Origin of the sequence: Rhodococcus sp. WY5 (genome assembly GCF_018588185.1) — a bacterium.
GTDB lineage: Bacteria > Actinomycetota > Actinomycetes > Mycobacteriales > Mycobacteriaceae > Rhodococcus_F > Rhodococcus_F qingshengii.
Genome location: NZ_JAAMPR010000004.1, coordinates 157970 through 178830 on the forward strand (window position 1 = coordinate 157970; position 20861 = coordinate 178830).

The window sequence follows — 20861 nt, forward strand, 5'->3', positions numbered from 1 at the left end:
GACCCTGCACAGGGTTGTGGCTGACGAGGTCAGAGATCCCACTCGGTGGGGACCTGCCCCCAAGAGAGCAGGAACGCGTTCAGAGCCGGTGCATTCTCGATAGCAGCGGTCATCGGCCCCTTGGCGAACTTGATCTGTCCTGCCAACAGCAGCTTTCCGGCCGGCTGTTCACCGGCTGCGGCACGCTGCCATGTTTCGAGGCTGCCGTTGATGATCAGCCACAAGTCGTTGTCCTCGAACTTGCGTGGTGTCCAGGACACGATCCGGCCGCTGTCCCACTCGATGTGGCTGGCCAAATCGTCACGACCAATGGTTCCGAACTCCATTTTGTTGGTGAAGGAGCTCGCGTCTTTGAAACCGTTGAACACATCGGAATTGGAGTTAGCTGCATCCTTTGCAGCGTCGCACCATTCCTGCGAAAAGAGCTTGAAATTGTCCGCCATGATCGATCTCCTTCTTGTGGTGACGGTGCACGCGTGCGCACCAATTTTTGTCCGAACATTGCATTCGCTCTGAATGCACGGGATGTGTGTCTGGGAAAGCTTGGAAGGCCGCTCAAGGCGAGCGTCAGTGGTCGCCCAGAACAGGTTGGTGATAGTTGCTCGCGTAGAACATCAGCGGGGACCCGACCTCGGATTCACAGCGTGTGACGCGAGCGAGAAACAGAGTGTGATCATGTACCTCGACAGTCTCGGAAACCTTGCATTCGAATCGCGCCAGGCTGCCGGACAAGGTCGGAACCCGCTCACCTTTCACGAATTCGGGTGCCCAGTCAGATTCGCGGCGACCTGAGAAATAACTCGAGTGGTTTCGCTGACTTTCGCTCAGGACACTGACGCCGAACCATCCATTTTCGGATATCAAGCGGTGAGCTGCACCTAGTTTCAACGAAATCATTACTGTCGGCGGGTCGAGGCTGATAGAGGTGAAACTGTTGATCGTCGCCCCGTGCACACCGCCGTTGCCGTCATCCATGGTGACCACTGCGATGCCGGTGGCGAACAGTGCCACCGAACTGCGAAACTGCAGCGAATCCGTTGTCGGAGCCATGGGGTTTGTTCTCCTCTCGCTGTCGTGAGGTGAAAGGTATTGACAGCGTGAATATTCGGAACTCGTCCGAGGGTCGGTAGGACCAGACAGATCCAAATACGCTTTTGTGATCCGCATCACTAGTTGTACTCCGCCTTGTGGGGGTAGTACATGCACCAGCGCGCACGAAAGTGGGAAATAGACGCACGCGCCAGCTTTCGCTGGATCGACAGACTACGGACACATACCACCTGAAAAAGATCCACTACGTGAATGCGGGTTTTCGAGCGCTATTTGTTGTCCCCGTGGCTGTTCCGCACCTACCAAGCAGAGTAGTACGGTTCTGACCGAATCCGCACCCACAATAAGAGTCAGGCGCCTCGCGCAATATCCTGCACGGCCACGACAGCCTAACGGGTCTGCTGCACGGATAGGTGACATCTGATCTGTGGTGCCGAGAGGTGCCGCTGGAAGGATGTGCACCATGCCGAAGCCCTATCCCCGAGAGTTCCGTGAGGACGTTGTTCGGGTTGCCCGCAGTCGCGAGCCCGGAATGCTGTTGAAGCAGATCGCCGCCGACTTCGGGATCAGTGAATCCTGCCTGACGGGTTGGCTGAAAGTGGCCGATATCGAGGACGGAATCAAATCAGGAACTACCGGTGAGGACGTGGTCGAGAACCGGGAACTGCGCAAGCGAATCCGGTTGCTCGAGCAGGAGAACGAAGTCTTGCGCCGTGCTGCCGCCTATCTTTCCCAGGCGAACCTGCCGGGAAAATGATGTACCCGCTCGTTCGTGAGCTGGCCGAGGACGGCATTCCCGTCACGGTGACGTGCCGGGTACTCGAGATCGCTCGCCAGCCCTACTACCGGTGGCTGGCTGACCCGGTGACCGATGCCGACCTCGCGGAGGCCTACCGGGCGAACGCTCTGTTCAGGGCCCATAAGGACGACCCGGAGTTCGGCTACCGGTTCCTGTTCTACGAGGCTCGCGACGTCGGCCAGGTGATGGCCGAGCGCACAGCGTGGCGGATCTGCTCGAACAACGGCTGGTGGAGTGTGTTCGGCAAGAAACGCGGAAAAGCCAAGCGCCCGGGGCCTGCGGTCCACGACGACCACGTCCAACGCAACTTCACCGCCGATGCTGCGAATCAGCTGTGGTTGGGCGACATCACAGAGCATTGGACGAGCGAAGGCAAGCTCTACATGTGCGCGTTCAAAGACGTATTCTCCAACCGGATCGTTGGCTACTCCATCAGCGATCGGATGAAGTCCCGGCTCGCGGTCGATGCGCTCGACAACGCCGTCGCCCGCCGAGATTTCGTCGCAGGCTGCGTGGTCCACACCGACAGAGGATCGCAATTTCAATCAAAAAAATTCGTCCGCGCTCTGAGCCGCCATCACATGGTCGGCTCGATGGGCCGCGTCGCTGCGGCCGGCGACAATGCCGCCATGGAGAGCTTCTTCTCTCTACTGCAAAAGAACGTCCTGGACCGCCGCCCCTGGCGCACCCGTGACGATCTCAGGATCGCGATCGTCACCTGGATCGAAAAGACCTACCACCGCCGACGCCGCCAAGTCGGACTCGGCCGATTGACCCCCATAGAATACGAGACCATCATGACCACACCAGCCACTCAGGCTGCGTGACTCAACCTGTCACCTGATCGTGCAGCAGACCCAACGACGACATTCCGGTTGTTACGGCGAAAGAATTGGTGTGCCACTCACACAAGCGAAGTGATTGCGTTTCGCACAGTGCCGAGACCTTCACGACATAAAACACTTCGCCATGTTTCACTCGGGAACTGCTGGCAGTCAGAACCTTTGGATTTTCCAGACCACCCGCCATAAGCTGTGAAGTTGCTCGCCGGGTACACAGGGAAGCGAATGCGCAATTACACAACGCCATCACGACTGTGGATATTGAATGAGGCGTTCAAGCTATGTACACACACTGTGAGCCAAAGCCGAATCGGTTGCGCGACGCAACGAATCGAGCTCACCATGCAATGCGCACGAAATGCCTTCTAACACAGAGTTTTACCTCAGTATCACAAAGACGACTACCCATCTCGGTCCGTTGCATTCAGATATTTTCGCACTTGGGGGTCATGGCATACTGTCGGCAAGACGGCGAGCGGCGAGTTGAACGATTTCCCACACCGTGGCAAATGGTGGTGCATACGACAGGTCAACTGCTGCAAGGTCATCGACGCTCGCTGTATTCCACAAAGCAGCTGCGATCGTATCGATACGTTTAGCCGACGATCTACCTCCGACGATCTGTCCTCCCAGGAGTCTCCGGGTGCCGCGCTCGGCCAGGATCTTCACTGCGATCGGGGAGGATTCAGGCATGTAACCGGACGCTGTCCGACCCTCGGTAGTTTTCGATACCACGTCGATGCCTGCCGAAGCAGCTTCCGTGGTGCTGAGGCCGGTTCGCGAGACCTCGATATGGGCGTTTTCGTGCACGAATCTTGTTATCGATGTCCCTAGGACACCTCCGAAACGGGCTTGTCCCCCCATGACATTGGTTCCGACTATGCGCCCTTGCTTGTTGGCATGTGTGCCGAGCGGGGAATAGACGAGGTGCTCACTGATGCGGTGTAGCGACTCGCAGCAATCGCCCGCCGCCCAAATCCTTGGTGCGACTGCCCCAGTGGCATCGGGGATCAAACCACCATGTCGACCGATCGGCAATCCTGCTTCTCGGGCGAAGTCGACACTCGGGCGCACACCCATGGCGACCACGGCCAGATCACAGGGGAAGACGGCACCGTCGCGAGTGCGCACCGTCGTTACCCATCCGTCGCCATCGATGTCTAACCCGTCGACGGTGGCTTGCTCGACGACGTGGACCCCAGCATTATTCAGGCCTTTGCTGATTCGGGCACTCATGTCCGAGTCGAGACTACTCATCACTGTCGAACGCGTCAGCAGGGTTACCGCAAAGCCTCGCCGCATCGCGGCTTCGGCCATTTCGAGACCGATGTAACTGCCTCCGATCACCACGACGGTCCCCCGATTGTCCGTACTGTCCGAACTCTTCGCAGGGCTAGTGCTTCGGTTCGGAAACTCTCGGGACAAATGGTCGATCCACTGCTGTCCGTCGTTCAAGTCCTTTACTGCGGCCACGCCGCCGTGAAAGGTCCCATCGCCGGGCCCAGCCCACTCGGGCATCACTGGTTTGCCGCCGGTCGCGATGATTAACTGGTCGTACTGCACATCCTCGTAGTCACCGCCCGAGGTGCGCGCGGTGACCGTTCGCGCGGCGCTATCGAGCTTGACTGCAGTGAGCCCGGTCCGCAGGTCTACGCCCATGGTTCTGTGCCGTTCTGGGGTACGGGCCACGAGACTGTCAACCTCGTCGACATCCCCCGCCACCCAATATGGGATGCCGCACGCAGAATAGGAGGTGAAGTGCATTTTCTCGAGAGCAGCCACGTGGACGTGACGCTGCCGCTTTTCTGCCTCGCGTAGGATCTGGTGCGCTGCACTCATTCCGGCCGCGTCGGCACCGATCACGAGAATTTTTTCGGGGGTTGTCATTGCGCTCCTAAACTAATTCCGACGCCGCTGTGAACTTCGATCCAGCTGAGTAACTCGCCGCCGAGGTCGCTGCCACTCAGCGCGTCGATCTCTCGAATTCCTGTGGGACTAGTGACATTGATTTCGGTCAGCTGGCCTCCGATGACGTCGATCCCGGCGAAAATGAGCCCGTGTTCCCGGAGGTGCGGCGTGAGTGCGCTGCAAATTCGTCGGTCATCGTCGTTGATGGTGTCGGCAACTGTGACGGCGCCGGCAGCCATGTTGCAGCGGAAGTCGTCACCGCACGCTACGCGTCGTACCGCTCCCACGGGCTTTCCGTCGATCACGATCACCCGGCGATCGCCCGAAACTACCTCGTCAATCCACTTTTGGACGACCACTCGCTTCGCTCCCCGCTCGGTGGAGGACTCGAGAATCGAGCGTAAATTCGCATCGTTGGGTTCGAGAATCAAGATGCCGCGTCCGGCCATTGCGTCAATGGGCTTGAGAACTGCCTTGCCCCACTCACGGACCTGGTCGACGATTCTGCCGATGTCCGAGGTCACCAACGTCGGCGGTCCTACCTCCGGCACACGGAGCCCGAAAAGTTTCTCGTTTGCGTTCCGCAGGCCTGCCGGGTTGTTGAGCATCAAAGTTTTCGTTGAATCAACGAGGTCCAGAACGTAGGTCGCGCTGAGATACGCGGCGTCGAATGGCGGGTCAGTGCGCATGAAGACAGCGTCGAACGAGTCGAGGCGCACACTCGCTTCCGGGTCCGTTCTGTACCAGTCCGGCCGACTCAGCCATCGTCCTTTGTCCAAAACGGCCGGTTCAACACGAATTCGCTCACACACCGACACAGCCACACCCCCGTCGATCGAAAGCGATTCCGCCGTAGTGACATACACTGCGTGACCGCGGCGTTGGGCGGCCTCGATGATCGCAACAGATGTGTCGTGTCCAGGGTTCAGCGTGGGGAGCGGATCAATGATCAAGAGTATGTCCAGACCTGCATCTGGCTGATCCTGTGGGGGGCGTTGGTCGCGCATGGTTTGTCCCTTTCGTGATGTGATCAGGCATCCGGAACACTCGAAGCGCGATCCCTGGACCGAAGCGGCAGGGCAAAGCTGTATCGCGTTGTCATGCCGAAATGCAGGTCTGCTCTTCTCAGTAGTCAATTATTCAGTACGAGGCCAAGTGGGACGTGCTGTTACCGCGCCATCCGGAATTCTCGCGGTGTCGAGCCGTACGTCGACTTGAAAATGCGAGAGAAGTACGAGGAGTCGAGGAAACCCCATCGAGCCGCGATCACTGCGATGGACATCGCGTCGTTCTTCGGGTCGACCAAATCAACCCGGCAGTGTTCGAGGCGATGGCGACGAACCCAGTCACTGACCGTGGTCCCTTCGGCTTCGAACAATTTCTGCAAATATCTCAACGAAATATGCTGTGCGCGAGCGATGTCAGCCGGATTGAGGTGCGGATCGTCGAGGCGCGCCTCCGCATACGCCTTGACTCGCGGAAGCAATGACGCGCGGTGTGCGGCTGGAGTCTCGCCGGAGCATTCGTCGAGCTGGTTCGTCAAGGCCGCGGTCACGATGCTTACGACAGCACTGGCCAACTCATGGTTGTTCCTGAGGTCTTGTTCGGTCGCCTGCTGAGCGATGTTCTTCAGAAACTGAGCCGCCAGCCGGCCGATCCCATCATGTCCGGGGACGCGAAGCGCGGTCATTGACTTCAGTGCGCACGGTTTGAGAGGTAGAAGCTGGGGGGTCACTGCAACGACCAGACACGTGAATCTGGTGTCGAAGGTCAGTTGATAAGGCAGTCGCGTGTCGACGACGGCGAAGTCGCCCGGCACGAGGGAGGCTTCGCGTCCATCCTGGCGCACGTAGCATCGGCCTGATGTTTGCAGCGTCAACTCCACCATTCCCGAACACGGGCCCGAATCGTCACGACGAAGGATGGTGCCGGGAATTCCTGCGATCTCACCGAGTCCGATGGACCCTACGTGAGTGCTCACGTACTCATACAGATCACCCTTGTTCTCAGAAGCATGTACGGATACAGCCGCCAGCCGCGTAAGCCTGGCCATACCGGGATGGTCGTCGGTAAAGGTCTCGTCGGTAAGAGACAGTGACATCAGTGGCACGTTCCCTCGGTCGGTTGAGCGTTCCCGTCGGACGACGTACTGTCCAGCGGTTTCATGGACTCGGGAGCACTGGATACCGGATGAGACACCCGCTTTGAGCGGAAGCCGTTCGGGTGCCTCATCCGGCTGTTCTGTACGTGCGCTCAGCGTTTGATGTTGAGCACACGAGGGTTGGTATAGGCCCTGAGCCCCAGGATCGATCCCTCCACCCCGATACCGGACTGCTTGACGCCACCGAAAGGAATAGTGGCGGTGACCACGGGATGCTGGTTGACCCACACGGATCCCGCCTCCAACCGCTCGGCAACGGCGAGCGTCTCGGTGCTGTCCGGATTGGCGGTCCACACTGACGCGCCGAGCCCGTACACCGTCGAGTTAGCTCGTTCGATTGCCTCGTCGAGGTCGCGGTAGGTCAGGATCGGCAAGATGGGACCAAAGGGTTCCTCGTCGACAAGAGCGTTGCCCTCGCTGAGTCCCTTGACGATCGTGGTGGGAAACCAGTATCCCGGCCCGTCGGGGATTTCCCCTTCGAAGACGATCTCGCCGCCACCGTCCTTGGCTGCTTGCGCCAGACGCTTGACCTGCGCGAGTTGCGCAGCATTCTGTACCGGTCCGGCGGTTACGCCCTCCTGGTCACCTGGGCCGACGACGACCTTAGCGGCCTCGCGGGCGATCGCTGCGGCATACACATCCACTTTGTCCTCGGGGACGTAGAGGCGCTTGAGCGCCGCGCAAACCTGACCGGAGTTCGAGAATGCCGCCCAGAACAGGTCAGCACCGACGACGTCGGGATCGGCGTCGTCGAGGACGATCCCCGCGTCGTTACCGCCGAGTTCAAGGGTCACCCGCTTGAGTGTCGCTGCCGCGGAAGCCATGATGGCCTTACCTGTGGGGACGGAGCCGGTGAATGAGATCTTGTGAATGCCAGTGTGTTCGACGAGTGCACGGCCCAATTCGTCCCCGCCTGCAAGAACCTGCAGTACGCCAGCTGGCAACACACTTTGCAGCAGTTCGCCGAGACGCAGGGTAGACAGAGGTGTGTACGGCGAAGGCTTGATAATGACGGTGTTACCGGCAACCAGTCCAGGAACCAACTTGAACATAGCTGCCAGGAACGGGTAATTCCAGACCGTGATGGCGCCGACGACTCCAATCGGGTCGTACGTCAGGACCACCTTGCCCGTCTCGTCATCTTTCAAAACCTCGGGGGCGAATTCGATCGAACCGAAGACCTCTACTTGTCGCAATGACGCCATGATCTCGCCGCGAGCGTTCTGAAGTGGCTTACCCTGCTCACGCATGACCAGCAGAGCCAGCTCGTCGATGTTGTCACGGATCACCTGACCGATCTCCTGGATCTTGGCCTGGCGCTCGGTGATCGGAGTCGCGCTCCATGTAGCGAACGCGGTAGTTGCCGCTTCGACTGCCTCATCGAGCTGCGCAAGACTGGCGCTGGGGACCTCGATGAACGGTGCACCGGTCGACGGGTCGATCACCGAGAGAGTTTCGTCCGAGGTTTGGGAGGCTCCGTTGATCGTCAGCTGAGGGGTCGAGATGGTCTTGTCACTGGTGATAGTCATGATTCGCCTTCTGAGAGTGGTTCGGCGGAGGTGCCGGCAGATGCCGCGCGGGGGTCGACCCCGAAGAGCGCGGCGAAATCCGTGGCACCGAGGTCTGTCGGGGGACTCGTGTCGTGTTCGGGTTGTGGAACTTTGGCCTGCGCCGAGGGACGTTTCGAGATGCGAGCAGACCACGCCGCAAGATTGGGGAACTGGCCAATGTCGATGTTCTGGCCACGTAGCACACGCGTCCATGGAAAACACATGATGTCCGCGACGGACAAATCGTCCCCCACCAGGTAGTCACGGCCTTCGAGTCGGGTGTCGAGGACCCGACAGCAACGCTCGACCTCGGTGACATATCGGGCGGTTGCGTATTCGTCTACGATTCCCGCCGAGGGCGCGTACTGCACGAAGTGAGCGGCGTTGCCGGCGCCCGGCCCTTGGTTTGCGACTTGCCAGAACACCCAGCAAGTCGCCTCCCATCGTTCATGCGGGTCTGAAGGCAGCAACCGACCTGTCTTCTCCGCCAGGTACATCAGGATCGAGCCAGACTCGAACAACCGCACGGGCTGGCCTCCCGGACCGTCGTGATCGACGATCGCAGGAATCTTCTGATTGGGGTTGATCGCGGTGAACTCCGGCGTGAACTGTTGGCTCTTTTTCACATCGACCCAGTGAACCGTGTAAGGCAAACCCAGTTCCTCCAACGCCATATGTGCTTTACGACCGTTGGGGGTCAAGTCATAGTAGAGATCGATCATGGGTTGGTTTCTCGCTGTCAGATGCTGTAACGCTCGCGCATGCGATCGTTGTACGCGACGATGTTCTGCTTTGTCCTGGCATAATTACGGCCCTGCCAGTCCCAGTGGACGTCGGTGGTATGTCTCAATGCGGCGTACACCGTGGCGTCGTACGACGTCGGCTCCTCGCCGAGAATGAAGTCATATTCACCAAGGCGTGCATCGAGTGCGTCGATGTCGGCTTTGAACCGCTCGAAAACCTGCGCGTCAGGCAAAAGGCTCATGCCCTGCCCCACTCCCTCGGCGGCGATCTTCTGCCGGTAGCTCTCGAGGAACCCCGCAAGCTCGGGGGTGACGTCGACGCCTGGAACGAGAATCGGGATGTATTCCTGGAACGCCTCTTTATAACGCCACCGGGACTGAATGATGTTGGTGAAGTAGAAGTGCTCTTCGACCAGTCGTTGGAATGCCAGTCCCGTGGCATGCTGGCCGGCGGTCAGTTTTTCGTCCAGCTTGTCACCGTACTTCTCCTTCAGGTAGCCGATGATACGGCTGGAGTCGTTGACCTCGGTGCCATCGGAATCGATGATGCGCGGCAGTTTTGCGGTTGGTGAGTCCTGCCCCAGCGTGGTCAAGTCCTGCTCGACCATTTCGTAACTCTGGTTCGTCATCGTCATGTAGTTGGCGATCTTTGTGACGAACGGGCTGATGCAGGGGAGGTCCCATGCCGGGATGAAGCGGTAGAGAGTGATCATGTCTGAAGCTCCTTGTCAGTTCGGCGTTGTCGATGTCCTCTGAAGTTCGGACGCAAGCGGCGGTTACCAGGGGAGGATGTCGCCGTTGCCATGCTGGAACTGACCTGCGGTCTCCACCGTGAGGTTGTCGAGCACCGAGATCACGCCGGCTGCAGCGGATTCAGGGGTGACGAGCACCGATGCGGCCTTCTCCTTGTCCTCGGGGTTCATGACGTCGAGGAGGTTCGTGTTCACCAGTCCCGGGTGCAGTGCTTGGACCGCAACGCCCTGTTTACCGAGGTCGACGGACAGGTTGCGTGCGACCATGTTCGCAGCCGCTTTCGAGATTCGGTATGCGTAGTCGCCACCGCTGGTGTTGTCGTTCAGCGATCCCACGCGACTGGTGAAGATTCCCACCTTGGCATCGCTCGTCAGACGGTCGCGCAGTGCGCGGATGGTTCGCAGCGGCCCGAGCGTGTTGATCTCGAACTGACGACGTACGTCGTCGTAGTCGACCGTGTCGATGGTGTCGAGAAACATCACGCCCGCGACGTGGACCAGCCAGCTGATCTGCAAATCGTCGTTCGCGGCCCGCTTCGCCAGTCGATGGACTGCGTCGTCGGACGTCACGTCGGTGTTCGGTTCGACCGCGATGCCTTTTGCTATGAGGTCGGCGCCGTCGCCGAGGGTGGCCGCGAGAACCTCATCCCCTCGCTCATGGAGGGCGATGGCGATCGCGTGTGCAATGCCTGTGTCGGCTCCGATGATCACTTTGGTTGTCATGTCGTGTAATTCCTTGTCTGCTCTGTCATTTCGGGACGCGCGTCAGGCCGGGACCGGATCGTTTTCGGATCCGATGACTTTCTTGTCGGCGAGTGCACTGATCTCCGCGGCGTCAAACCCTGCCTCGGCGAGAATCTCCGCATTGTGCTCACCCAGACGTGGTGCGCCACGGGGAGTTTCGGGCGGGGTTCCGAGGAATCGTGCCGGAACACGCGTCTGTCGAATCTTGCCCGCGACATCATGGTGATATTCGATGACGGTTTCGGATGCCTCAACCTGAGGGTGAACGATTACCTCTCCGCGCGTGAGGATCGGCGCAGACGGCACATCGTGTTCGTTGAGCGCTTCCATCCATTCCGCGGACGTCTTGTCGTGCAGAACGCTTTGGATGAGTTCGAGACGGGCGTTGATGTTCTCCTTGCGGCCGAACGGTGTGGAGAACCGTTCGTCTGCAGTCCACTCGGGGTGCCCGAGCGCGTTGCACATCGCAACCCATTCACCGTTGGTGTTGGTCGCTACGGTGATGTAGCCGTCCTTGGTCTTGTAGATGAGGTCGATAAAGCTACCGTCCTCTTCCAGGGGGACTGCCTTGTCCGCGAACGTGTACGCACCCATGTCGGATGCCCAGAGAAAGTTCAGCACCGCGTCCAGCATCGAGAGACGGATGTGCTGACCCTTGCCGTTCCGTGTACGTGCGAACAGCGCCGCCGAAATGGCTTGTGCACCGACCACAGCGGTCAACTTGTCGGGGAGAATGGTGCGAATGAGCCGGGGACGTTCCTTGTCGGACCCGGCCTGCACGGTGGTAAGGCCGCTCAGCGCCTGGATCAGCGAATCGTAGACACGCTGCTTCGACGCAGGCCCCCGCTCTCCGAAACCACTGATGGACAGGTAGATCAAGCCCGGGTTGTACTGGACGAGGTCGTCGTAACCGACCCCCAGACGCTCGACCACCCCTGGACGCTGATTTTGCACGACAACGTCAGCGGTGGCCACCAGTCGGCGGAAAACTTCGACCCCTTCGGGATTCTTCAAGTCCAACGTCATCGACCGCTTGGAGCGGTTGACATTCACGAACATCGCCGACATCCCATTCGACTGGTTCGAGAGCTCGCGGACGTGATCACCCTTTCCAGGAACCTCGATCTTGATGACGTCCGCCCCTTGATCGCCCAGGATGTCCGTTGCCCACGGGCCCGACATCATTGAGCACAAGTCCAGGATGCGAATGCCTTCCATAGGACCGCTCATGTGTACCTCGCTTAATAGTGATCTGCGTTACAACATGAACTGTAGACGAATTCTCTTACTAGTCAAGTATTTCGTTCTAAGACATTCTCAGAGTGGGTCCAGAACTTAGATCTCGTCGACCGCCTCGGAAGGTTCGAGCGAGAGCAGCAACTTGCGCAGAAGGATGACCAGCATCTCGCGATCAGTCGGGGACAGCGCGCCGGCAAGGGTGGCGGTGTCACGATCCATAACGTCACCGAAAACGGAGTCGATCAACTCAGTCCCCTTGGCTGTCAACTGAACTTCCACCCGTCGCCGATCGTTGACATCGACATGGCGGGTGATCAACTCTCCTCGCTCGAGCTTTTCCAAACGCTGCGATACACCACCGGATGTGATGAGTGAGTGTTTCGTCAGGTCACCGGCAGTGCGGCGATAGGGTGGACCCGATCGGCGCAGCATACTGAGGATGTCAACGGTGCCACGGTCCGTACTCCACTCCGCCAAGTTCTTTTCACGTTGCCGTTCCAGGTGGCGTGCGATACGCCAAATTCGGCTGACGATACCCATTGAGGTGACGTCGATGTCGGCGCGTTCCGCGTGCCATTCGTCGATCACCTTGTCGACCCCATCGCGTGACTGACGAAATGCCGGCGCCCGGCCGTCCGTACTCAGGAAATTATCGAATGTCATACCAGTGAGATTCTCACAAGTAACTCCCTCTCCGCGAGGACTTGATCGAGCAGAATCGCTCTTTCCCTCTCCGTGGACCCGATCGCCTGGCCAAATTCAGTGACCAGGGACGCGTCGATATGCCATAGTGGTCTAAAACACATACATCGCTAATTATCTTAGCGGTAACGAATGGAGTGGTAATGCCGTCACCGACACCGATCTTGACGCCGTTGCTGGCGAAGGGCCTAGCACAATCGATGTTCTGCTCGACTGGTGAGGACTTGGTCGGCTTGGAATGCGAATGGCCGGTGCGAGACTGGCGCACCCCGGATCGCCGTCCCGATCTGGAGGTCCTCGAGTCCATCATCGAGCCCCCACTGTCCGGAGGTGGCCGTATCACCATCGAACCTGGTGGACAGGTGGAGCTGTCGTCATTTCCCACGCCGGGAGTCAGCAATGCAATTGACCAGGTCAACGCCGATGCCGAGGAAGTTCACGCACGCCTTTTGAGCTTAGGGCTCGACTTCGAGGTGCGGGCGGTAGAGCGATGTCGGCCCCCGGAACGCATCCTTCGCAAGCCTCGGTATCAATCGATGGAATCGTTCTTCGATGCACGAAATCCGGTGGGTCGTTGGATGATGTGCAACACCGCATCATTACAGGTCAACGTAAGCAATGATCCATGCGAGGCGGGCGATCACCATCGGTGGTTTGTACTCAACCAGATAGCGCCGGCATTGGTCGCAATGTTCGCCAATTCACGGGGCGTGGATTCGACCGGCCAGTCGTGGGCATCACTCCGGCAGGGTATCTGGATGGCAATGGACCCGGCGCGAACAGCAACCGTACGCACCGATCTTCCGCCCGGACAGGCATGGCTGGAATATGCCATGCACGCCGATGTCATGCATATTCTCAACCCTGACGATCACACTCAGGGCACTTCGGTCAGTCCAGGAACGTCGTTTGCCAGATGGATGGCGGAAGGCAACGAGTTCGGATACCCGACGATAGAGGACCTGACCTACCACTTCAGCACCCTCTTTCCCCCGGTACGTCCGCGAGGCTGGCTGGAGTTGCGAGTTTTGGACGCGGTACCGAGTTGGATCCGCACCGCGGCAGCACTCGTAGTCAGCACCATCATCCAACCTGGCGCAGCATCCGCAATTCGTCACGAGATCGCCGATCTGTCGGACTTGCATGTCGTCGCCGCTAGAGACGGTTTTCGGGATCCGGTGATAGCACGTTCGATTCGCGAGATTACCCGCATCGTGCTCGAGAACGTCCACACAGTAAGTGATCGCAGTGACCACCTCGCGGCGCTTTACGAGTTCGTCAAGCGGTACGCATCTCAGGGCATGTGCCCTGGCGACGACGGCGCTCCCCGAGTACTTCCCATTTGCCTGGACCACATAGGCGAGGCGTCGACGAGCAGGTAGTTATTACATTGCCCGCCCGATAATCCAAGTGTCCTCCGCCGATCGCGTTCATCGCCCGATCAACGGAGGACACTTGGATTCGGATACCCCGACTGCAAACTTACGCCGAAACAGAAACCTTATCCCGGCCAACGCCATCGTCCACGCGGCGTGGCCTGTCACCCGCAGGTAAGGCGATGATGCCGAGCACGAGCGATGCCGCTCCCGGGACGACGAACCAGTACAAAAGGGTTGTCGTGGACGTCCCTGCAGTGGGTATGGAAGCCGCCAATCGGAAATCCTCAACGTGAGCACCCATCGCCGCCCCGAACGTATCGAAACGAGTCAGGATTGCGTTGATCTGCTGCATTCCCGTGGCAACGTCCGGGAAGCGTTCGTTCAAAAACTGAACGAACTGATCGGGGGACATGCTCAAACTACCGGCCAGATCCGGAACGGTTTGAGTCTCGAGCTGAGTCGACATCGCCCGGACAAGTGCAAGGTCATTCTCCAGTTGGGCAACTCCAGTGTTGCTGAACGTCGTCGAGAAGCTATCGGTCATCGCGTCCACCGCTTGGGCTTTTGCCGGAACAGACAACACGAATGGGGCGATGATGAAAACCAGGCCGATGATCACCGCAGCGAACGAGGCTCCCTTGACCAAACCGCGTCGGCGCGTAATCAGGCCAGCAATCGCAAGTAATGCCAGCACCGCGCCGGGAAAAACGAAAAGGAACGAGACGGTGCGAGCAGGCAGAAACGACGTGGGGATCGAATCAGCTTGTCGAAAGTTATCGGCCTGTTGATTCAATCCTGCCACCAAACCCTGGAAGCGAGGCACCACCGTATCAAGCTGAGCGATGCCGGCGGAGGCAGCGGGATAGTGCTGCGTCATGAATGCCTGAAACTGCTCGGGAGTCATACCCAGAGCCTGTGGCAGCGACGGAAGCATCTCGTCCTGCATCTGTCTCGACATTGCGTCAACTATGGTCATGTCAGAATTTGTCGCACTCAATGCTTGCTCGGTGAAGGAATCCCGGAAGGCGCCAGTCAGGTCGTCGACGCCTTTCGTCTTGGCGAACATATCGGTTGCGAACGGGAGCGCCAGAAGCGCGACGCCGAGCAGGCCAATCAGCGCCAGGGACAGTGTTCTACGTAGTGACACTCGGATCTCCTTCAAGAGTGGTATGCGCTCGATTCCGATATGCCTGCACGTCTGTTGCAATCAATCGAAGCTGAGTCACCACATATACTCACATTCGATGCGAACGACTAATTGCACTGAAACGCACTAGTTTCCAGAATTTCACGCACGCTATCCCGGCAAGTTTTCACACGACCCGCAGGGCGACGAGAGTAGGTTACGAGTAAGGGACTCAAAGCCTCATTGCTTGCACAGTGACGCCATTCGCGGATCAGAGTGACTTGAGCACGAAAAGTGGGGGGGCGGTTCACCGCAACCGCCCCCCCACTTTTCATCGGGGCTCACGAGAGGGGTGAGATCCACTCGTGGCCAGTCTGTTAATTGACCATCGAATCACGTCGCCTTGTCGGGGGAAGGGATGGTCAACGCTGGCTGGTGGTACTTGCTCGCGAAAAACATCAGAGGCGAGCCCTGATCGGAATCACAGTGCTCGACCCGGGCCAGAAACAGCGTGTGATCGTGGACCGCGATAGTGTCGGTCACTCGGCATTCGAAACGCGCCAAACTTCCGGCCAATGTGGGAACCATTGCACCGGTGAGGAACTCAGGCGACCAATTGTCCTCGCGTGCACCTGTGAAATATTTGGAGTGATTTTGCTGCGACTCGGTCAGAACGCTGACTCCGTACACGCCCGCGCTACTGATCAAATCCTGCGCCCGTCCCGGACGGAGTGAAACCATGACGGTAGGTGGATCCAGGCTGATGGAGGTAAAGCTGTTCACGGTGACCCCATGCACGCCTCCCTCACCGTCATTCATCGTCACCACAGCGATTCCTGTGGCAAACAACGCAACTGAGGTACGGAAATTCATCTGAGTGATCGCGGCGACTTCATCAGGCGTTGGCGTCGGCGCGGTCGTACTCGCTCGGGGCGACATGCCTACACCCCCGTCCCCGCGAAAGGGCGGGCATCTGTGATCTCCGCCGAACCGGCATTGAGTTCTACCCAGGAACGCATCGACTCCGGGCTCGAGAATATATCCCACTGCTTTTCAGGGTAGTTGAAGTTAGTCGTGAACTTGTCTGCCAGAGTGCGATCCAAGCTCACCGCGCCGAGAAACTCGACCAACTCGTTGGGAAGTTCACGCAAGTTCTTCAGCATGTAGTTGGTCCAACGCGTCGCACCAAGCACCCGCACAGCCCGGCGGGCATTGACTACTTCGAAGAAACGCTCGTCGTAAGTTTCACTCTTGACGATTTCTTCACCCAGGACGTGGGCGGCATAGGAAGCCATGTTTCCTCCCTGACCGAGCACCGGGTCCACCGTAGCGTGTGCGTCGCCGAGCAGACCGACGATCTTGCCGTTACTCAACTTCACGTGCCCGTGTCGCACTCCAGGCGTCACCGCGCCCTGCAAAATATCGAGCGAACTGTTCGCCAGATCGAATTCATCCTCGTCGACCCGGTCGGCAGTGACCGGATAGTAGGTTCGGAGCTTGTCGAGAACCAGGTCAAGGAAGGCCCGGGGATCGTCGTCATAGCGAGTTTTGGCGAGAATTTCGAGATCCCCCCCGATGTGATTCTCGAAGACGAGAGCTGTGGCATTTCCGTTGAACGAGACCGACGGAATTTCGATCATCTCGCCGTTTCCGGGAGCGATGCAGAAGGTCACCGCGCGCGTCTCTTGGTCGGCGATACCCTTGAACATGCCGACACAGAGCTGACGCTGCGGTTCAGAGTACGGTGAGCTGTCCTCGTCGCGAGCGAAAAGCGTTCCCAGGCCGCCTTTTCCAGTGCCGATCAATACCAGGTCGTATGCGTCCGACAGGTCTTCGACGTCGCTCAGCTCGATGTTGCGATACTCGATCTTGCCTCCACGCTGAAGGAAATCGTTCATCAGCGTAGGCAGGTATATACGGTAATCGATAGCGCGACTCGGTCCTGCACTGAGATCGCCGTAGAACTCGATCGGCATCCCTGGGACACCGATGTAGTAGTAGTGCCCGTAGTACCCCGCGCCTGGCCAGTGGTCAACGTCGAGTCCAACCTCCCGTTCCACGGTCACCGCATGATGAGCGACGGTGTTGAGTAGACGGACATCCCGATACTCTTCCGGCCGTCGATCGGTGAAAATGGTCGATTCCACGCCGTTCTGCTGCAGATACAGCGCGAGCTGCAGGCCTGCGGTTCCGGCTCCGACTATAGCGATTGACTTGCTCATGCGGTGACACTCCTTCTCAGCTATGTGGTCGATGTGCACGCGGTGAACGCAACACCGGCGAACCGTTCAGCCTTGGCAGCGACGCGATCGATAGCCGCAAGACCGTATGACCCGCGCCACTAATTATTCGACGTTTCCCTCACACAGAGTTGGACGCAGATGCACACGTTGTGGGACTTTCGTGCACCACTCGTTCACCAACAAAGCCTTCATCTTCGCTGATTGACACGGTGCAGTACGCTCACGCGATAAACATGACCAAACGAATATTCGGTATATAAATCCAGATTTGGCGAGCGCCACCACTTGCATGGAGTGGGCTTACCCATAATTGGGCCCACACCAGGGAGTCGGAGACGTCCCGCGCAGAACTGCGCGCAGCAGTAGATCCAACGGACGACACTGTGAACACCGGAAATACCGAGAACGCTGGTGAGGGGGGGCTGCGGCGTTAGCGAGCCGCTACCAGCATCCGTCGTACCGAACTCCTCCTTCCTGTCAGGCGCTACATCAAGGATTCTCGACTCGGACAGGCGACTGAATTTTCAATACCGACCATTGAACGGACGAAAGTTGAACGCCGGGCTCTATCGAACGCAATGCCGTCGATGCAACGCCATCGTCTACGACGGCTCTTGGATTACGCCTCCAGAACGCCGGGACCTGCACGAGCATCACCGGACAATTTGCCCTTCACCCGAGGCATATACGAAAGCTTCTGCCCGCGACCGCGAGGCCACCACCGTCCTATCGATCGTCAGCACCGGAAACACACCGTCACACGACGCACGCCGAGCGCAAGCTGCTAGCAGCGTTCTCGCAGCGAGGGCAATATCCCCCACGCCTAGAAACAGCTCGGCCAGATGACAGCTTGTCCTTCGGACAAAGGACGCTGTCGAGATCGAGACCCGTTCTTAATTAGACACGATGATCTGGTCATCGACCCGCCCGGTGACTCACCCGGCCAGTCACGCTCGTGCGTGCATGAGCGAAGCACTGCGCTTCCTCTACGACCGGTTCGCTGGCATCACTCCCACGAAGGGCTGCTGACACCATCCCGGCGACGTCGCCGATCCCCCACCACAGAGAGCAGAGCGCATCATGAGCATCGCAACACGATCCTCACCCTCGACGATCACGGCATGTGCCCTCACTGCTGGGCACCGCGTGCAGTTCGTTCAACCGGCAGACCTGTGGTGGACCGTCCGTGCAGTATCCGACGACCACCAATTCGTCGTCCTCACCAGGCCGAACCCCGAAGGTGAGGGCGTCGTCTACACAGTCATCGACAACAACCGCGGTGTTCGAGGACCGGCCAGCATCTGGGGGAACGGCTGCGAAACCGACGATCAGATAGCCCGATCGCTCAGCGACCTCGTCGATGGAGGATCGGAAGTCAGCCGCCCGCCATCGCGATGGGAACAGACGCGCATCGCCGCGGTACTGCTGCCCGTGAGTCCGCCTTGCGCCGATGTCGAGCAACAGTGAGGACGATGTCGCCACATCTGACCTGCAACGGGTGTGGAATCACCACCGAGGAGAATGAAAACGGTTGCGCTGACGTCGAATCCAGCCTGGAACGAGGGTGGACGCATGCCAGGGACGAAAGCTACTGCCCTATCTGCGCTGATGTTCGGTCACAGACCTGGCCGGGCACCAAGGCAACGGATGGAAAGGCCGAACCCATGATTCCGAAAGCAACTCGGCGAGTGCGCGAAACAACGATCAGGGCAGGAGTGACCGGCATCGCGGGCGGGTTCGCACTCGCGACCATCTTTCTCGCCTTCACCCCTTACCTTGCTGGTGTCGCCTGCGGTGTGTTTCTGGTCGTGGTGTCCGCTGTCGCGTTGGCCATCCTCTGCGCCCCCGAGATCCGGCGCGAGGCCAAGACCAGGCGCATGCGCGATTGACCAATTCCGTGGCGTTAAAACTTGCTGACAAGTCGGCAGTTGAACACCTCCCGATGCCCCGGCGACGTCGCCGGGGCATCGCCGTATCCGGAAGGCTCACGCGAATACACCAGCGAAGCTGAGCGGCGCACCGCCGTCGAGGTCTGGAATGTTCACTACAATTACTGTGAGTCTTGGAGTGGCTGGTCTGGAACTGGCTGGCAGGGTAGGCATCGTGCCGCTCCCGCGCCGTGGTCGTGACTCATACAATTATTCGCTCCCTATCGGGATGCGTTTCGGTGGACATGTCCGGCTCCGGCGCGGGGTGGCCGACGCTCGCCCGGGTCGACTCCGATGGCTTGATCAGAAGACTGTCCGCTCCGCGCCGCGTCGGCGAGGTCGTGACTCATCACAGTATTGCCCCGAAGTGACTTCCACCCAGGCTCGCACCGGCCCGCAGCAGCCGCGTCATCATTCCCGTCCCGGAAGGAAGCACGAACCGCCATGTCTATCGTCGCGCATACCCGCCCGTTCGTCATCGGAGTGGACACCCATGCCCGCAAACACAGCTACGCGATCCTGACCGCAGTCACCGGCGAACTGATCGCCACCAACGAGTTCCCAACGACTCCTGCTGGGATGAAAAGGGCCCTGAACTGGGTCGCTCGCCTCACGGGCGGCGATCTCGCTGTACTGTGGGTCATCGAGTGCGCAGCAACGTTCGGGGCCGGGCTGGCGCGAACAGCGACCGGCGCCGGCTACGACGTCGTCGAGGCTGCCCGCATGGATGCGCGAGCGCACCGCGGGGTCGGCAAGTCGGATTGCCTCGATGCCCGTCGCATTGGTGCCGCCGTACTGCCTCTCGAACTCGACCAGCTACGTCATCCCCGCGCCGACGATGGTGTGCGGGCTGCCTTGCGTGTCCTGACGACCGCTCGTGAGCATATGAGCAACGACCGCACCGCCTGCGTCAACGCTCTCACTGCCTTGTTGCGGGTCGTCGATCTCGGCACCGATGCTCGCCGCCCGCTGACGAACGCACAGATCACCGAGGTGGCCTCTTGGCGCAGCCGCGTCGAGGATCTCGCACTCTCGGTCGCACGAGCCGAGGGCGTCAGACTGGCGAAGCGAATCCATGCTCTCAATGTTGAACTTGCCCAAAACAATACGAAGCTCAAGAAGCTGATCGAGCAGAGCGAAGCAGCCCCACTACTGGACCAATCAGGCCTCGGTCCAGTAACCGTGGCCGTTGCCTATGCAGCGTGGTCACACCCTGGGCGAGTGCGCAGCGAAGCCGCGTTCGCTGCACTTGCAGGCGTGAATCCTATTCCGGCCTCATCGGGGAACACCACTCGTTACCGACTCAACCGCGGAGGAGACCGGAGACTCAATCGTGCTCTGCACATGGCGACCGTTACGCGCATGGTCCACGACCCCGAGACGCGTGCCTACGTCGACAAACGACAAGCACAGGGGCGCACGACCAAGGAAATTCGACGTTGCTTGAAGCGCTACCTCGCTCGCCGAATCTACCGAACACTCGAAGCGCTGCACTCGGCTCCAGTCGGTGCTTGACGAACATAGAAGAGTCCACCGACCGCATTCAACACGCGGAGGACGTCCGCCCGCCGCTTACCGCCGGCACCGCGTAACTAACGTCCGCGCCTCATACACCTAGATCACGTACCAAGCGCGAATACCAGCAGATACGGCGGACTGGACAACATAGACGCGCCCAGCGCCGCGCGTGGAACT

Annotated in this window: 19 protein-coding genes; 5 read left to right on the top strand and 14 right to left on the bottom strand. The window is 59.3% G+C overall.

The window, feature by feature from the left end:
* Positions 1–29: 29 nt before the first annotated feature.
* Together G4D79_RS32560 and styB (G4D79_RS32565) are read right to left on the bottom strand one after the other, a co-directional pair.
* Positions 30–443, bottom strand: a complete 414-nt coding sequence (locus G4D79_RS32560) for a hypothetical protein (protein WP_214514867.1) — start codon at positions 441–443, stop codon at positions 30–32.
* A 124-nt stretch (positions 444–567) separates the two neighbouring features.
* A complete protein-coding gene (gene styB / locus G4D79_RS32565) occupies positions 568–1050 on the bottom strand; it encodes a styrene monooxygenase NADH-dependent flavin reductase subunit StyB (protein ID WP_214514868.1) in 483 nt (160 codons plus the stop codon).
* Positions 1051–1513: 463 nt separating this feature from the next.
* On the opposite strand from styB (G4D79_RS32565), the gene G4D79_RS32570 reads away from it, so the two are divergent.
* Positions 1514–2676 (top strand): IS3 family transposase gene (locus G4D79_RS32570; protein WP_154100266.1). Its coding sequence is split into 2 segments (ribosomal slippage): positions 1514–1798 and positions 1801–2676, totalling 1161 coding nucleotides; the frame shifts between segments, so codons are not numbered across the junction.
* Positions 2677–3138: 462 nt separating this feature from the next.
* On the opposite strand, the gene G4D79_RS32575 is transcribed toward G4D79_RS32570, so the two are convergent.
* The 9 genes from G4D79_RS32575 to G4D79_RS32615 all read right to left on the bottom strand — a co-directional run bounded on the left by G4D79_RS32575 (position 3139) and on the right by G4D79_RS32615 (position 12451).
* On the bottom strand, positions 3139–4578 hold the full coding sequence (locus tag G4D79_RS32575) for an FAD-dependent oxidoreductase (protein ID WP_214514869.1): 1440 nt from the start codon (positions 4576–4578) through the stop codon (positions 3139–3141).
* Positions 4575–5606 carry a glutathione synthase gene (gene gshB / locus G4D79_RS32580; protein ID WP_214514870.1) on the bottom strand — a complete coding sequence of 344 codons (1032 nt, stop codon included), beginning with the start codon at positions 5604–5606 and terminating at the stop codon, positions 4575–4577. The genes G4D79_RS32575 and gshB overlap by 4 nt, the downstream gene beginning before the upstream one ends.
* Before the next feature lie 161 nt (positions 5607–5767).
* Positions 5768–6700: a helix-turn-helix domain-containing protein gene (locus G4D79_RS32585; RefSeq protein ID WP_214514871.1), complete on the bottom strand. Its 933-nt coding sequence runs from the start codon at positions 6698–6700 to the stop codon at positions 5768–5770.
* 152 nt (positions 6701–6852) lie between these two features.
* Positions 6853–8289, bottom strand: a complete 1437-nt coding sequence (locus G4D79_RS32590) for an aldehyde dehydrogenase family protein (RefSeq protein ID WP_214514872.1) — start codon at positions 8287–8289, stop codon at positions 6853–6855.
* On the bottom strand, positions 8286–9032 hold the full coding sequence (locus G4D79_RS32595) for a glutathione S-transferase family protein (RefSeq protein ID WP_214514873.1): 747 nt from the start codon (positions 9030–9032) through the stop codon (positions 8286–8288). Before G4D79_RS32595 ends, G4D79_RS32590 begins: the two co-directional genes overlap by 4 nt.
* 17 nt (positions 9033–9049) lie before the next feature.
* The gene (locus tag G4D79_RS32600) at positions 9050–9766 is read right to left on the bottom strand and encodes a glutathione S-transferase family protein (protein WP_095973211.1); all 717 of its coding nucleotides are present in this window, start codon (positions 9764–9766) and stop codon (positions 9050–9052) included.
* A 63-nt stretch (positions 9767–9829) separates the two neighbouring features.
* Positions 9830–10528 (bottom strand): SDR family oxidoreductase, encoded by a 699-nt coding sequence (locus G4D79_RS32605; protein WP_214514874.1) that lies wholly within the window; start codon positions 10526–10528, stop codon positions 9830–9832.
* Positions 10529–10570: 42 nt separating this feature from the next.
* Complete coding sequence (locus G4D79_RS32610; RefSeq protein ID WP_250888128.1) at positions 10571–11779, bottom strand: CaiB/BaiF CoA-transferase family protein; 1209 nt, start codon at positions 11777–11779, stop codon at positions 10571–10573.
* A 105-nt stretch (positions 11780–11884) separates the two neighbouring features.
* A complete protein-coding gene (locus G4D79_RS32615) occupies positions 11885–12451 on the bottom strand; it encodes a MarR family winged helix-turn-helix transcriptional regulator (protein ID WP_214514875.1) in 567 nt (188 codons plus the stop codon).
* Positions 12452–12633: 182 nt separating this feature from the next.
* On the opposite strand from G4D79_RS32615, the gene G4D79_RS32620 reads away from it, so the two are divergent.
* Complete coding sequence (locus G4D79_RS32620; protein ID WP_214514876.1) at positions 12634–13872, top strand: glutamate-cysteine ligase family protein; 1239 nt, start codon at positions 12634–12636, stop codon at positions 13870–13872.
* A gap of 100 nt (positions 13873–13972) precedes the next feature.
* On the opposite strand, the gene G4D79_RS32625 is transcribed toward G4D79_RS32620, so the two are convergent.
* The 3 genes from G4D79_RS32625 to styA all read right to left on the bottom strand — a co-directional run bounded on the left by G4D79_RS32625 (position 13973) and on the right by styA (position 17217).
* Positions 13973–15016 carry a hypothetical protein gene (locus G4D79_RS32625; RefSeq protein WP_214514877.1) on the bottom strand — a complete coding sequence of 348 codons (1044 nt, stop codon included), beginning with the start codon at positions 15014–15016 and terminating at the stop codon, positions 13973–13975.
* A gap of 372 nt (positions 15017–15388) precedes the next feature.
* Positions 15389–15934, bottom strand: a complete 546-nt coding sequence (styB, locus tag G4D79_RS32630) for a styrene monooxygenase NADH-dependent flavin reductase subunit StyB (protein ID WP_214514878.1) — start codon at positions 15932–15934, stop codon at positions 15389–15391.
* Between the two features lie 2 nt (positions 15935–15936).
* Positions 15937–17217 carry a styrene monooxygenase subunit StyA gene (gene styA, locus G4D79_RS32635; protein WP_214514879.1) on the bottom strand — a complete coding sequence of 427 codons (1281 nt, stop codon included), beginning with the start codon at positions 17215–17217 and terminating at the stop codon, positions 15937–15939.
* Positions 17218–18318: 1101 nt separating this feature from the next.
* Between styA and G4D79_RS32640 the strand changes: the two genes are divergently transcribed.
* From G4D79_RS32640 to G4D79_RS32650, 3 genes are all read left to right on the top strand, one after another.
* A complete protein-coding gene (locus G4D79_RS32640) occupies positions 18319–18705 on the top strand; it encodes a hypothetical protein (protein WP_214514880.1) in 387 nt (128 codons plus the stop codon).
* Between the two features lie 5 nt (positions 18706–18710).
* A complete protein-coding gene (locus G4D79_RS32645; RefSeq protein WP_214514881.1) occupies positions 18711–19127 on the top strand; it encodes a hypothetical protein in 417 nt (138 codons plus the stop codon).
* A gap of 483 nt (positions 19128–19610) precedes the next feature.
* On the top strand, positions 19611–20681 hold the full coding sequence (locus tag G4D79_RS32650) for an IS110 family transposase (RefSeq protein WP_064444783.1): 1071 nt from the start codon (positions 19611–19613) through the stop codon (positions 20679–20681).
* Positions 20682–20861: the final 180 nt, after the last annotated feature.